The organism is Pseudomonas sp. 22189, from assembly GCF_052045635.1.
Classification (GTDB): Bacteria; Pseudomonadota; Gammaproteobacteria; order Pseudomonadales; family Pseudomonadaceae; genus Aquipseudomonas; species Aquipseudomonas parakoreensis.
In genome coordinates this window covers 1-13,376 of sequence record NZ_JBQEPG010000041.1, presented here as the reverse complement: position 1 = coordinate 13,376, position 13,376 = coordinate 1, and the positions used below count along the sequence as shown (strand labels likewise).

Sequence of the window (13,376 nt, the reverse complement as noted above, 5' to 3'; positions counted from 1 at the left end):
TGTAGGAGCTGCCGAAGGCTGCGATCTTTTGACTTTGTTTTTAAGATCAAGATCNGATCGCAGCCTTCGGCAGCTCCTACAGTGTCCGTGTCGTACTCAACCTGATGTACACCACCAAAACCTGTGGGAGCTGGCTTGCCAGCGATGAGGCCATCAGCCTCAGCACAAAACCTCAGTCCGGCAACTGCTCCACCACAATCCCCAACCGCCGATAATCCTCGACACTGCCCGACGCCACATGCCGCTCGGTAATCAGCGTATGCAGTCGCGTGCACGGCGCCACCACAAACGGCTCCACCGCCCCCAGCTTGTCCGCCGTGGTTACCGCAATCACCCGCGTCGCGCTGTCGAGCAGCGCCTGTTTCACCGGCACTTCATCGAAGTGCAGCGAGGTGATGCCCACTTCCGGGTGAATCGCACAAACGCCGGTAAAGGCCAGATCCGCCTTGATCCCGGTCAGCATGCGTACCGCCTCGTGCCCACCGGCCGACATCGTGCGTGGGTTCAGTTGCCCTCCGGCGAGAATCACTTTCACGCCCTTGTACTCAGACAACGCAATGGCCGTCATTGGCGCTGCGGTTACCGCGGTGATCTGGATATCCGCCCGCAGCGACCGCGCCACCTGCAACACGGTCGAGCCGGAATCGAACAGCACAATCTGCCCGTCCTCGACCTCTCGCGCCGCCCGTTGCGCCAACTGCACTTTGACCTCATCGGTCTCATCCAGCCGGGTGAAGTAATCCTTGCCGCTGTCCTTGGGCCTTGGCAGCGCCCCGCCGTGCACGCGCTGCACCAGTCCGGCGTTGTCCAGTTCGGCGAGGTCGCGGCGGATGGTGTCTTCGGACACGGCGAAATGCTGGCTCAACTCGGAGGCCATGACCTTGCCGTCGCGCTCGAGGATCAGGAGGATTTTCTGCCGGCGCAGGGAGGGCAGTTCGGTGACCGAATGATCGTGCATGGTTTTGCCTGTTTGTGCTTGTAGTTGCAGGTTTTGCCGAGACTAGCGAAAGCCTCGGGCAAACACAAACCGGCGGGTATCAATTGTTTCGATCATTGGAATCAACAGGCCGAATTTTTTCTTTGCATGGCGCCTGTTCAGAATGGCCTCACTTTAAAAAGGCTCAGGATGAACAGCTGATGAATCTCAATTTTGCGTTTGCGTGCATGATCGTGGTGTCTTTTGCGATTGCCCTGGGCCACGCCTGATACGTCACACCGACGCCGCCAGATGCTCGCGAAGCCATTTGTGTGCCGGATCGCGATGCGCGCGCTCGCCCCAGAACATCGCCATTTCGTAGCCCGGCACCTTCAGCGGTGCGTCCACCACCTGCAACGCCGGGTTGCCGCGCACCAGCCGTGACGGCAGCATCGCCACCAGATCAGTACTGGCCAGCACCGACATCACCATCAGAAAATGCGGCACCGACAGCACCACTTTGCGCGCCAGACCGACCTCGGCCAGCGCCTTGTCGGTGACCCCGAAAAAGCCCCCGCCCTCGCGCGACACCATCACGTGTTCCAGCGCGCAGAACTGTTCGCGAGTCGGCTTACGCTTCAACCCCGGATGCCCGACGCGACCGGCCAACACGTAATGCTCGGTGAACAGCACCCGCTGATGCAGATCCAGCGGCGCGTCTTCGGTGATGTGCAGCGCCAGGTCAAACACGCCCTGCTCCGCCTGCCTGGCCAACTGCGCCGGCATCAGATCGAGCACCGCCAGCCGCGTGCCCGGCGCCTGAAGGCGCAAACCGCTGAGGGCTGGCAGCACCACCGTCGACTCGCCGTAATCGGTCGCCGCGACTTTCCAGATGTGGCGGGCCTGCGCCGGATCGAACGCGCTGGCCGGCGCCACCGCGCGTTCCAGTGCTTCCAGCGCCTCGCGCAACGGCTCGCGCAGTTCATCGGCCCGCGCCGTCGGGCGCATGCCCCGTGGTCCGGGCAGCAACAGCGGGTCGCCGAAAATCTCACGCAGCTTGGCCAGGTGCACACTGACCGACGGCTGCGACAGGCTCAACCGCTCTGCGGCGCGGGTTACGTTGTGTTCTGCCAACAACACGTCTAGGGTCAACAGCAAGTTGATATCCAGACGTCGTAAATTATTCATGGCTATACCTGACATATCAGACATTCATTTCCAATATACCGATCAAGGATTGATCCTGCCTGCATTCAACCAAGGAGTTGCCACATGAATGTGCTACTGGTCTACGCCCACCCCGAACCCACTTCGCTCAACGGCTCGCTCAGGGACTTCACCGTCCAGCGCCTGCAAGCCGCCGGCCACACCGTGCAGGTCTCCGACCTGTATGCGATGAACTGGAAGACCACGATCGACGCCGATGACGCTCCCGGTCGCGATGAAAGCCGGCCATTCCACGCCTCGATCGATTCGAAACTGGCTTACCAACAGGGCCGGCAGTCCGCCGACATCGCCCGCGAGCAGGAAAAACTGCTGTGGGCCGACGCATTGATCCTGCAGTTTCCGCTGTGGTGGTTCACCATGCCGGCCATCCTCAAAGGCTGGGTCGAGCGCGTGTATGCCTACGGGTTTGCCTACGGTGTCGGCGAACACTCCGATGCGCGCTGGGGCGAGCGCTACGGCGAAGGCAAGATGAAAGGCAAACGCGCGATGCTGCTGGTCACCACCGGAGGCTGGGATTCGCATTACAGCCCACGCGGGATCAACGGGCCGATTGATGATTTACTGTTTCCGATCCAGCACGGCGTGCTGTTCTACCCCGGTTTCGACGTGGTGCCGCCCTTCCTGGTGTACCGCGCCAGCCGCATGGATCAAGCGCGGTTTGCCGAGACCTGCGAGGCACTGGGCACGCGTCTGGATGAATTGTGGAGCACGCGGCCGATAGCGTATCGGCAGCAGAATGCAGGGGATTATGAGATTCCGGCGTTGACGCTCAAGGACGATGTCGCCCCCGGTGAGGAAGGCTTCGCCGCGCATCTGCGTTGACCCGAAAAAAAAGATCGCAGCCTTCGGCAGCTCCTACAGGGAAAACGTAATTCCTGTGTAGGAGCTGCCGAAGGCTGCGATCTTTTGCTTCTAATGTGCTGTAGGCGCACCGGCCCGACGTCCAGGCCGGATCAGCTTTGTTCCCGCACTCGCCGCACCTGCACCAACAACGCCGGCGCAAAGTGCAGCAACACCATCCGCGCCAGATGATGCGTGAGGATAAACACCACATTCAGCCCACCGGCAAACGCGACAATCGCAATCGTCTCGATCGCCCCCGGCATATACGCCAGCCACAACGACAACGGATCACTGTTCAGCCAGCGCGCGGCGACTTCGGCAAACGCCGCCGCCACCACAATCATCAAGCCGACCGACACCAGCGCCGTCCGCCCATGCCGACCCAATTCTGCAAGACCGAGCCCCTGAAAACGCGAGCCGATCCGCACGCCCAGAATCAGCGCCGCCAGATTCAGGCTCCAGTCCGGCATGTGAAAGCCATGCAGCCATCCCGATTTCACAAACACCGCCGTCAGCAGAATCGCCGTCAGCATGAACGGCGCCGGCACGCCGATTGCCAGCAGCATGCGCCCAAGCACCACGCTCAAACCGATCAGAACGAATACGGTCAACGCCATACCCGTGCTCAACGGAGCGCTTTCAACCACCGCCACCGATGCCTGCCCGGGAATCAAAAAGCTCACCAGCACCGTGATCAGCAACAAGCGCATCAGGTGCACGATGATGACCTTGCTCGAAGCCTTTTCCGACTCCAGTAAATCGAACACCGCCGCCAGTGCGCCGGGGTATACCGCCAACAGCGCATCGGTGCGATTCCATCCTGCGCCGCGGGTCAGCCACCATCCGGCGAGGGCGATCTGTACGGTCAGGCATAGCAACAGGACGCCGAGGCTTGGCAACATCGCCGACGCCGTTGCACTGTCCCACGCCTCGAACATCAGCCCGGTGGCGATACCCAGCGTGACCTGGATGTAGCCCAGGCCATACGGGGTTGCGGGGGCAAAACCGCTGCGCGTGGTGACCCATGCGGTGACGAGGATCGCCCCCAGCAACAGGCCATGAGGAACACCGCTGACCTGCAACGCAGCGCCAACGGCGGCCGCGATCAACAAACACAGAATCGATTTCATTTTTTCGCCTTCCTGGCTATTTCCCTGATGTATCCCACTCCCCTGTAGGAGCTGCCGAAGGCTGCGATCTTTTGACTTTGTTTTTTAAAAGCAAGATCAAAAGNCGCAGCCTTCGGCAGCTCCTACAGGGTGGGATTCGTTCTTACGTGCGCAACCGCCCAATCGCCCGCCGATACTTCTCGACCCGCTCCAGATCCTCCCAACTCGGCGAGGCGATCCGCGACAGGTCGCTGTTCTCTTCCAGATCCGCCAGTTTCACCACCCGGCCAATCGGGTTCTGCGCCGCGCGCTCGACGAAATCCTCGTAAGACTCGCCGGGCACTTTGGTCACTGATTCAATCGCACTCAGCACTGCTTCGCTGAAGCCTTCCTTGCGCAGGTCATCGAGGCTGATGTCGCAATCCTCGACCACGTCGTGCAGCACGGCGACGATGCGTTCTTCCAGCGAATCCATGCGCAACATGACTTTCAGCGGATGCAGAATGTACGGTGCACCGCCCTTATCGACCTGCCCGGCATGGGCGGTGGCGGCGATGGCGATAGCGCGTTCGAGGGTCTGGGTCATGGAAATTCCTCGGGTTAGAGGCCGTAACGGCCACCGACGTGGATATTGCGTTTAAGCCAGTTGCCGATTGTTTTCAAACGCCCCACTGGCTGGGCATGTTGCTCAAGCAGCATGGACACCAGTGTCACTTGATCCGCCGCCGGATGCGCATCGATCACCTGCGCCACCCACGCACAATCGGCCTTCTTCAAATGCTCACGCCATTCGCCGGGCCAGCCATCCAGCTCATCCAGCGCCAACCACCGCGCCCCGCCCTGATTGGCATGCCCACCGCCAATCGATTGCTCGAAGCAGAATGGCGTCGCCGGTCGGGACTGGTCGATGCTGAAAATGTAGATGTCTTGAGTGGGGTGCTGCGGGGTGGGGGCGTTGTTGCGGCTGCCGATTTCAATCATGCGCGGTTCCGTCCGTGGGTGAGGCGTTACAACGTGTTTCGCAGTCTACGACGTGGTGTCGATGGGGGGAACCATTGGCGATGAGATGTAGACGGACAACTGAAATGGTTCAACCCACCCTCTTTTGTGTAACATTTCCAAACCAACGTATTTACAAGGATGTTCACCGTGTCAGGAAAACCTGCTGCTCGAGTTACTGATCTAACCTCCTCCTAATGCTTGGTGCGCCTTAGCTAACTGAATGTATGCAAGAGTGACAGCCGCATGAGATTCATCAAAAAAATAATGGCACTGATAAAGCCAGAACCTAGGCAAGAGCAACTAGCCGGATACAGCAAACAGGAGCTTAAAAGCGTGTTTGCTCGGCCTTTAGCTCAGACCAACCTACCGGTTCAGCCTCCCACTACTTCATTGGAAAGCGCTGATATCTGCGCATTTTTTTCGCAGTTCCTAATCGACCCTAAAGATTTGGTTGAATTTGAATCACTCGTCGAATCTCACTTCAGAAAAAATACTGAAAGAACCTTCAATGACCTTCCGGTATTTGAATACGAAAGCGCATTGAGCGGAGACCGACTGATATTCTTCGCATCTACTAGAGAATTCAACTCCGTCACGATTCGTTTGATAACTAATAGCCTTGAATTTTTAACGATGCTTAACCGCAAAAAATTTGCGGCTCCTCCACCTTGGTTTGCTTTTGAAGGCTACGAGCCTGCTTGGTGGGGAGGCAGCATGCAAGGTGCTCAAGAGTATTACGACAACAATTACTTTTTCAGTTTTTTCACTCAATTAAGTGACATTGAAAAGCAATCTTATTATTCGAGGTTTGGCGCAACTGATGAGTGGATCGAAAGGTTAGAATTAATGTACGACACCGAGTGATTTGAACAGGAGCACCTTCGCGTACTCTCACCGGAATGGTTGATGGAACCTTCCGAGACGAACCTATCTCGAAACCATAAGCGCCCCGCTCACGATCAAACACGGGGCCATGGGAGAGTTCCGCGATGAACATCCGAATGTTGCTCCTGATCACCACCTTCACCGTCATTCCCACCTGCGTCATGGCCGAAGGCTGCGACGTCCAGACCCAATCCTCCAGCGCCTCGGTGTCAGCCGTGGAAACCCACAGCTGCTACGAATATGAAGGCATGCCCGTCAACTCCATCGACTGGTCGTGCAGCAATGAGAGCAAAGACATGCTCAGCAGCACTAAAACCAAAGTCGACCACTGCGCTGATCACTATCAGGCCACGTGTATCGCCACGATCACCCAGGAATCCCTGGCCAACCCGCACTCCACCAGCAAAGACAAAAACGCCAAGGCGCTGAACATCCCCGACAACGCCCAAGTGACCACGTATTACTACGACGCGGAGCATTTGGCCCAGGCGCGAATTGATTGTGAGAACGGGGGTGGGCATTGGAAGGCGAAGTAAACGTTTGATATCTGTGTTTGCAACAGGCAAAGAAAAGCCCGGCTCTAAAGACCGGGCTTTTTAGTACGCAATATCCGTTAACCACCGCCGTTACCCCCACTGCTGCTACCGGACGGTTGACCTGCAGGGCTGGGCTTGGAGGCAGAAGGCACCGGCCCATTGTCGGTCTTGCCACCATCCCCACCCTTGGGCAGCGAATCGACATCCGGATCGGCATTGGTGGCAGGGGACGCCGGGTCGCGAGTCTGGCTGTTGCCGTCGTTGGCCGTTGGGGTGGGCGTATCGCTGGCCGCGATCGCATACAGCGAGCTGCCGGACAGCAACGCCGCGAGGGTTAACACCGCAATTTTATGGTTCAGCATAGTGGCTCTTCCTTTGCTGGGTGAGTTACAGCATTGGAAGAAGGTCTGTGGCGAAGGTGCGGTGGGTCGGACGAATGGTTATCCCCGGAAAAACTCGCGCAAATTCGATATCTGAAACCTTCGTAGGAAAACACTTCATGTGGCGAGGGAGCGTGCTCCCGCTGGGCTGCGAAGCGGCCCCAAAACCGAATAGTCCGTTTCTCCCGGATGTGCCGCAGGCCGCGAATTACGCCGACTGCGTCGCCGAGCGGGAGCAAGCTCCCTCGCCACGGGTTCGCTTATCACGTCCTACAGGTCGGTTGTCGCGGTTGGAATTGCTGCCTAGAGTGGGGTTGTCGCTGAGCAAATTCAGCACCAGGGTTTCGCAGCCCTGACGATACGTGTAGTAACCTGACGCCCCAAAAACGGTGGCGGTCGCAGTAGCGCCCGACAACCGCACAATGGTGGCTGTGTGTGGGAGATCTTCGGGTCTGCCGGGTTCCTCGTATCCTCGGTCTGCGAACCCGCACATGGCTACCACCCTTCGACTCGCAGCGAGCGGCAGTAGCTCTTCTCACAGATACGAGGAAGCTTTACTTATGCCGATGGATAAGCCGCTCCGCAATTACGCGAATATGTCCCACCCCGCCACTGAGCAGCCCGTCCTGTTCGTAGATGCCGACGCGCCACTGAGTGACCTCCACGCCTGCGTCAGCGAGCGCCTGAATGCAGTCCTCAAATATCTGGACCTCATGGCCTGCGTCCACTTCCCCGATCACGCCGAACAAGACATCAATACCGTCACCACGATCGCCAGGATCTTGGTTCAGGATGTGTGTGATGTGTTTAGGGTGATTGAGAAGCGGGACACTTGAGGTCATCAGTTAGGACTCGTTACGTTTCAGCAACAGTATTCACGTTTCTTTTGTGAATTTGCTAAGGCGAATTCTCGATACGACTCGGAAACCACACTCTCTTTCTAAGAGATGGCTATGGAATTCGCGATATCAATTTGATAGCTTCAAGGCCAGCCATTGGCCATCAGCAGTTCGGCAAGCAGCAAAATGCCGAGTATTTAGTGACTCAAGGCTGTGATTTTTCTAACGAACCCTTCAAAAAGTAAGGCAGAAAAAATGACAGACAGACGACCTATTAACCCCAACGTGAATGTTCCAAAGCCAGGCGGTGGTGAACAATCTCGTTCCAGGAACAATGATGGTCAAATCCGCGACAAACGCAGTGATGCGGGTAAGTCAAAGAAAAAATAAGTTTGAAAGCGACAGGCTCACCAACCAAGTCTGTCGCCTTTTTTACAGCAAAAAAAGAGCCAGAACATCAGTAAAAATACAATACCCACCGAGAAGCAAATGCCTGAAACTTACCACAGCAACAGCTTAGACGACTTCAACAAAATATCCGTCGACGACAACCTAAACGGATTACAAGTTAGCTCAATAATACTTCAAAGCACCGACTACATTGTATTTCGTTCCAACGGACTATTAAGATATAACGCAAAAAACCTTGCCCAAAGCACAATTGCTAAAATCAGCGAGCTAACTGCACTCGAAGCCAACTCATTCGAAAAATTCAAACACACTAAATCTCGCGTAACAGACAGCCATACCGTTTCGATACTAAGCGAGATATTCGGATGCGACTGCACTGATGACGAAACCATTAAAAAAATAGACAACAAACTAGAAGCATTTCGCGATTTCATAAACAAAGAGCCCGCTCCAAGCCTAATAATCGATTCAAACAAAGACTTCACAGTTTATCTTGACAATAAAAACATCGCCCAATACGAACTCAAAGATAAGTCACTTGAAAAATCAAGCGCACTGGACGATTTTTATAAAACCCGAGCATGGGGAATGGCAGTACTTCCAGACTCAAAATTTCGAATCCTAAACATAAAGCTGGGAACATGCCTTACCATAGGCTTCAAAGCCACGCTAACAAACGAAAAAAACATCAACTCAACTGTATTCACCACAGCAATATCATTCATTGAGAAAAGCATTACCGACAGAGCAAAATTTTATCTAATCCTACACTCCCTCATTCTCTCACTTATCTTTATCGCCGCATCCGCAATCACCTACTCTAAATTTCAAAGCACTACAGCACCAATGCTAAATCTACTCTTAATCGGAGTCCTTGGCGGTGTCTGCGGCGCACAAATTTCTGTATTACAGAGATCAAAGGACTTACAAGTAGGTCTTTACGAATCTACGAGAATGATTGTCCTACAAGGCTTAGTGCGAGTAGGACTCGGATGTGCATTTGGTGTAATTTCTTTAATTGCATGCAAAGCAGGGCTATTTCTTGATTTAATGAAAGAAAGCAATAGTAGACTTTTCATACTAGCTATCGTTGCGGGATTTAGCGAAAGGCTCATCCCTGACTTCATAGAAAAGACCGGTAAAGAAAAAGGGTAAATCTCCAATAAAAAGTGAAGCAATCAACCATTGCCTGCTTCACTTTTTTATTTTTAAGGGCGCATCAAGCATCACCCTAAAATCGATACCGCAAGCTTTATATAATTCAAAAATTCGCCGGCGTATTCGCACTAATAATCTCAGCCTCATCCGCCCCGATATTCCGGAACTTATGCGGCAGCGTCGTCGGAAAGTAATACCCGTCCCCCGCACTCAACACGCTCACCTGCCCGTCCACCGTCAACTCGACCGTGCCGCGCGTCACCAACCCACACTCCTCGCCTTCCGCATGCACGATAGGCTCTTCGCCGGAACTCGCACCCGGGGCGTATTGCTCGCGCAACAAACGCATCTGGCGGCTTGGGACGGAGGCGCCGATCAGCAGCAGGCGCAGGCCGTGGCGGCCGAGGTCGGGTTGCTCGTTGGCGCGGAACACGTATTGGTGTTCGCGCGGGGGCTGGTCGAAGGTGAAGAAGTCGGCCAGGGACATCGGGATGCCTTCGAGCAGCTTTTTCAGCGAGCTGACGGAAGGACTGACGCGATTCTGTTCGATCAGGGAGATGGTGGCATTGGTCACGCCGCTACGCCGGGCCAGCTCGCGCTGGGAGAGTTTGTAGCTTTCGCGTACTAGTTTGAGTCGAGAACCCGTATCCATGACAGCCTTATGTGAGTAGTACTTAAGGGTAATGGGGGTGGGTGGCGGGTGCCGCGCAAGGCGCGCGGATCACGTTGCTCCCGTGTCCCGGAACCGTGAAAGGCGGCTATTAAATCACGTTTGCCGGTGTTGCTCAGCAGGTTCGATGGACGGTGCGGTAAAAGTCCTTCTGGCCTTGGTAATACAGGCACTGTGAGAGCGAGCCTGCTCGCGAAAGCGGTGTGTCAGACGACATGGAGGTTGGCTGATATGGCCTCTTCGCGAGCAGGCTCGCTCCCACAGTTGGATCTCTTTTGTGTCAGTTAACTTGATAGCGGTTGTCAGGCCGCTATCGCTGGCAAGCCAGCTCCCACAGGTTTTGTGGTGTTTGTGGGACTGAGGGTGCTAGTGCTGGCCTCATCGCTGGCAGGCCAGCGCCCACATTTTGAGCTTTGGTGTTTCAGGTAAAAAACCGGCGGGGTCTTGGGGGCCGCCGCCGGGGAGGTAACTTAGATGCCGAAGCGGTCGCGCAGCGAGTAATACACGGCGCCGAGGGCGGTCAACGGGGCGGAGAAGGTGCGGCCGCCGATCATTGGCATGTGCGGGAGCGAGGCGAAGGCGTCGAAGCGTTCGGCGTCGCCACGGATCATTTCCGAAATCAGTTTGCCGGCCAGGTGCGAGCAAGTGACGCCGTGGCCGCTGTAGCCCTGCATGTAGTAGGCGTTTTTCTCGATGCGGCCGAATTGCGGCATGCGTGACATGGTCAGCAGGAAGTTGCCGGTCCAGCGGTAGTCGATTTTCACGTCCTTGAGCTGCGGGAAGGTCTTGAGGATCTTCGGCCGGATCAGGGTTTCGATGTCGTCCGGTTCACGGGCGCCGTAGACCACGCCGCCGCCGTAGAGCAGACGGTTGTCAGCGGTGAGACGGTAGTAATCCAGCAGGTAGTTGCAGTCTTCGACGCAGTAGTTGTTGGTGATCAGGCTGCGCGCCTGCTTTTCGGTCAACGGTTCGGTAACGCAGATCTGCGAGCCGCACGGCATGCTCTTGGCGGTCACGCGGTTGTCCAGACCTTGCGGCAGGTAGGCGTTGCCGGCGATCAGCAGGTACTTGGCGCGGACCTGGCCTTTGGCAGTGCGCACGACGTTGGGCTCGCCGTATTTGATTTCCACGGCAGCCGATTGCTCGTAGATCTTGCCGCCCAGGCGCACGATGGCCGCGGCTTCACCGAGGGCCAGGTTCAGCGGATGCACGTGGCCGCCCTGCATGTCCAGCAGGCCGCCAACGTAGGCGTCAGAGCCGACTTCGCGACGAATGTCGGCAGCGTCGAGCATCTTCAGATTTTTGTTGCCGTAACGTTCCCAGCTGCGCTTCTGCTCGGCCAGGCCGTTGAGTTGTTTCTTGTTCATCGCTGCGAAAATGCCGCCCGGGCGGTAGTCGCACTTGATGTCGTAGTCCTTGATCCGCGAACGGATGATATCGGCGCCTTCGAAGATCATGCTGCCGAGGATTTCCGCAGTTTTGTCGCCGTAGCGCTCTTCGATCACATCGACGTCGCGGCTGTAGGAGTTGACCAGTTGCCCGCCGTTGCGGCCACTGGCACCGTAGCCGACTTTCGCCGCTTCGAGCACCGTCACTTTGTAGCCGGCCTCGGTGAGGAACAGCGCCGAGGACAGGCCGGTGTAACCGGCGCCGATGATGCAGACGTCGCACTCGACCGACGCTTCAAGGGTCGGGAAGTCGATGACTTCGTTGCGGGTGGCGGCGTAGTAGCTGTTGACGTGTTGTTGCTTCATTTTATTGTTCTCCGAGGGTCGCTCATCAGGAGCGACCGCCGCTGTAGAAAATCAGAGCTTGATCCAGGTCGCTTTCAGCTCGGTGTACTTGTCAAACGCGTGCAGCGATTTGTCGCGACCGTTGCCCGACTGTTTGAAACCACCGAACGGCGCGGTCATGTCGCCGCCGTCATACTGGTTGACCCAGACGCTGCCGGCGCGAAGGCCACGGGCGAAGGTGTGCGCTTTGCTCAGGTTGCTGGTCCACACGCCGGCGGCGAGACCGAAGATGCTGTCGTTGGCGATCTGCAGCGCTTCTTCAACGGTGTCGAAGGTGATCAGCGACAGCACCGGGCCAAAGATTTCTTCCTTGGCGATGGTCATGGCGTTGGTCACGCCGTCGAAAATCGTCGGCTCGATGTAAGTGCCGCCGGTTTCTTCGAGGGTGCGCTGGCCGCCGGCGATCAGTTCGGCGCCCTGCTCGCGGCCGAGGCTGATATAGCGCAGCACGTTGTCCAGTTGACGCTGATCGACCACGGCGCCGACGGTGGTGGCCGGGTCAAGCGAATGCCCCGGCTTCCACGCTTGCAGCGCTTCCACCAGCAGCGGAATGAATTGCTCGCGGATCGAACGTTCGACTAGCAGACGCGAACCGGCGGTGCACACTTCGCCCTGGTTGAAAGCAATGGCACCGGCCGCAGCCTGGGCTGCCGCGCGCAAGTCCGGGGCGTCGGCAAACACCACGTTCGGGCTCTTGCCACCGGCTTCGAGCCAGACGCGTTTCATGTTGCTCTGGCCGGCATAAATCATCAGTTGTTTGGCAATCGCCGTGGAGCCGGTGAAGGCCAGCACGTCGACGTCCATGTGCAGCGCCAGTGCCTTGCCGACGGTGTGGCCGAAGCCTGGCAGCACGTTGAACACGCCTTTCGGAATGCCCGCGTCCAGCGCCAGTTGGGCGATGCGGATCGCGGTCAGTGGCGACTTTTCCGAAGGCTTGAGAATGAACGAGTTGCCCGCGGCCAGGGCCGGGGCGAATTTCCAGCTGGCCATGATCAGCGGGAAGTTCCACGGCACGATCGCGGCGACTACGCCGGATGGCTCGCGGGTCACCAGACCGAGTTGGTCGTGCGGCGTGGCGGCAACTTCATCGTAGATCTTGTCGATGGCCTCGGCGCTCCAGCGGATCGCATTGGCGGTCGCCGGGATGTCGATGCTCATCGAGTCGCTGATCGGTTTGCCCATGTCGAGGGTTTCCAGCAGCGCCAGTTCTTCCTGGTGTTGCAGGATCAGATCGGCGAAGCGGATCAGGATGCGTTTGCGCTCGGCCGGGGCCTTGTTGGCCCACACGCCGGAGTTGAACGACTGGCGTGCGACTTCGACGGCGAGGTTGGCGTCGGCTTCATCGGTGCTGGCCACGGAGGCGAGGAAACGGCCGTCGACGGGGCTCATGCATTCGAAGGTGGCACCGCTGATTGCCGGGCGATATTCACCGTTGATGAAGGCGCGGGATTCGAGGGTCAGGGACTGGAAGCGTTGTTCCCAGTCGTTGCGGGTGGTGGTCATGGTTGTGGCTCGACAAGGGGGATTGATGACTGGCGGGAGGACTCAGCCAATCAGAATTTGGTAATCCGATCCCCTGTAGGAGCTGCCGAAGGCTGCGATCTTTT

Annotated in this window: 14 protein-coding genes; 5 read left to right on the top strand and 9 right to left on the bottom strand. The window is 57.1% G+C overall.

Annotated elements, in window-relative coordinates; all coding sequences use genetic code 11:
• Nucleotides 1-172: 172 nt before the first annotated feature.
• Both ACTJKS_RS26365 and ACTJKS_RS26360 read right to left on the bottom strand, forming a co-directional pair.
• Complete coding sequence (locus ACTJKS_RS26365) at nt 173-958, bottom strand: DeoR/GlpR family DNA-binding transcription regulator (RefSeq protein ID WP_108183057.1); 786 nt, start codon at nt 956-958, stop codon at nt 173-175.
• Nucleotides 959-1,210: 252 nt separating this feature from the next.
• Entirely contained in the window at nt 1,211-2,104 is an 894-nt protein-coding gene (locus tag ACTJKS_RS26360; protein ID WP_262949358.1) for a LysR family transcriptional regulator, read from the bottom strand.
• Between the two features lie 84 nt (nt 2,105-2,188).
• Here ACTJKS_RS26360 and ACTJKS_RS26355 point away from each other — a divergent pair, with 84 nt between their 5' ends.
• Complete coding sequence (locus tag ACTJKS_RS26355) at nt 2,189-2,965, top strand: NAD(P)H-dependent oxidoreductase (protein WP_108183059.1); 777 nt, start codon at nt 2,189-2,191, stop codon at nt 2,963-2,965.
• A gap of 131 nt (nt 2,966-3,096) precedes the next feature.
• On the opposite strand, the gene ACTJKS_RS26350 is transcribed toward ACTJKS_RS26355, so the two are convergent.
• From ACTJKS_RS26350 to ACTJKS_RS26340, 3 genes are all read right to left on the bottom strand, one after another.
• Nucleotides 3,097-4,116, bottom strand: coding sequence for an AbrB family transcriptional regulator (locus tag ACTJKS_RS26350; protein ID WP_108183060.1), 1,020 nt, complete (start codon nt 4,114-4,116; stop codon nt 3,097-3,099).
• Nucleotides 4,117-4,258: 142 nt separating this feature from the next.
• The gene (locus ACTJKS_RS26345) at nt 4,259-4,681 is read right to left on the bottom strand and encodes an HD domain-containing protein (RefSeq protein ID WP_108183061.1); all 423 of its coding nucleotides are present in this window, start codon (nt 4,679-4,681) and stop codon (nt 4,259-4,261) included.
• 14 nt (nt 4,682-4,695) lie between these two features.
• Nucleotides 4,696-5,076 carry a hypothetical protein gene (locus tag ACTJKS_RS26340; RefSeq protein ID WP_108183062.1) on the bottom strand — a complete coding sequence of 127 codons (381 nt, stop codon included), beginning with the start codon at nt 5,074-5,076 and terminating at the stop codon, nt 4,696-4,698.
• 264 nt (nt 5,077-5,340) lie between these two features.
• On the opposite strand from ACTJKS_RS26340, the gene ACTJKS_RS26335 reads away from it, so the two are divergent.
• Nucleotides 5,341-5,961 carry a hypothetical protein gene (locus tag ACTJKS_RS26335; protein ID WP_108183063.1) on the top strand — a complete coding sequence of 207 codons (621 nt, stop codon included), beginning with the start codon at nt 5,341-5,343 and terminating at the stop codon, nt 5,959-5,961.
• Between the two features lie 125 nt (nt 5,962-6,086).
• Entirely contained in the window at nt 6,087-6,518 is a 432-nt protein-coding gene (locus ACTJKS_RS26330; protein WP_108183064.1) for a hypothetical protein, read from the top strand.
• A 77-nt stretch (nt 6,519-6,595) separates the two neighbouring features.
• Here ACTJKS_RS26330 and ACTJKS_RS26325 read toward each other — a convergent pair whose 3' ends face one another.
• Nucleotides 6,596-6,880: a hypothetical protein gene (locus tag ACTJKS_RS26325; RefSeq protein WP_108183065.1), complete on the bottom strand. Its 285-nt coding sequence runs from the start codon at nt 6,878-6,880 to the stop codon at nt 6,596-6,598.
• Nucleotides 6,881-7,458: 578 nt separating this feature from the next.
• On the opposite strand from ACTJKS_RS26325, the gene ACTJKS_RS26320 reads away from it, so the two are divergent.
• Nucleotides 7,459-7,734: a fructose-bisphosphate aldolase gene (locus ACTJKS_RS26320; protein WP_108183066.1), complete on the top strand. Its 276-nt coding sequence runs from the start codon at nt 7,459-7,461 to the stop codon at nt 7,732-7,734.
• A 492-nt stretch (nt 7,735-8,226) separates the two neighbouring features.
• The gene (locus ACTJKS_RS26315; RefSeq protein WP_108183067.1) at nt 8,227-9,303 is read left to right on the top strand and encodes a hypothetical protein; all 1,077 of its coding nucleotides are present in this window, start codon (nt 8,227-8,229) and stop codon (nt 9,301-9,303) included.
• A gap of 106 nt (nt 9,304-9,409) precedes the next feature.
• Here ACTJKS_RS26315 and ACTJKS_RS26310 read toward each other — a convergent pair whose 3' ends face one another.
• The 3 genes from ACTJKS_RS26310 to ACTJKS_RS26300 form a co-directional block, all read right to left on the bottom strand.
• Entirely contained in the window at nt 9,410-9,958 is a 549-nt protein-coding gene (locus ACTJKS_RS26310) for a cupin domain-containing protein (RefSeq protein WP_011333561.1), read from the bottom strand.
• 488 nt (nt 9,959-10,446) lie between these two features.
• Nucleotides 10,447-11,730, bottom strand: a complete 1,284-nt coding sequence (locus ACTJKS_RS26305) for an NAD(P)/FAD-dependent oxidoreductase (RefSeq protein ID WP_108183068.1) — start codon at nt 11,728-11,730, stop codon at nt 10,447-10,449.
• A 51-nt stretch (nt 11,731-11,781) separates the two neighbouring features.
• Nucleotides 11,782-13,272, bottom strand: coding sequence for an aldehyde dehydrogenase (locus ACTJKS_RS26300; protein ID WP_108183069.1), 1,491 nt, complete (start codon nt 13,270-13,272; stop codon nt 11,782-11,784).
• Between the last annotated feature and the right edge of the window lie 104 nt (nt 13,273-13,376).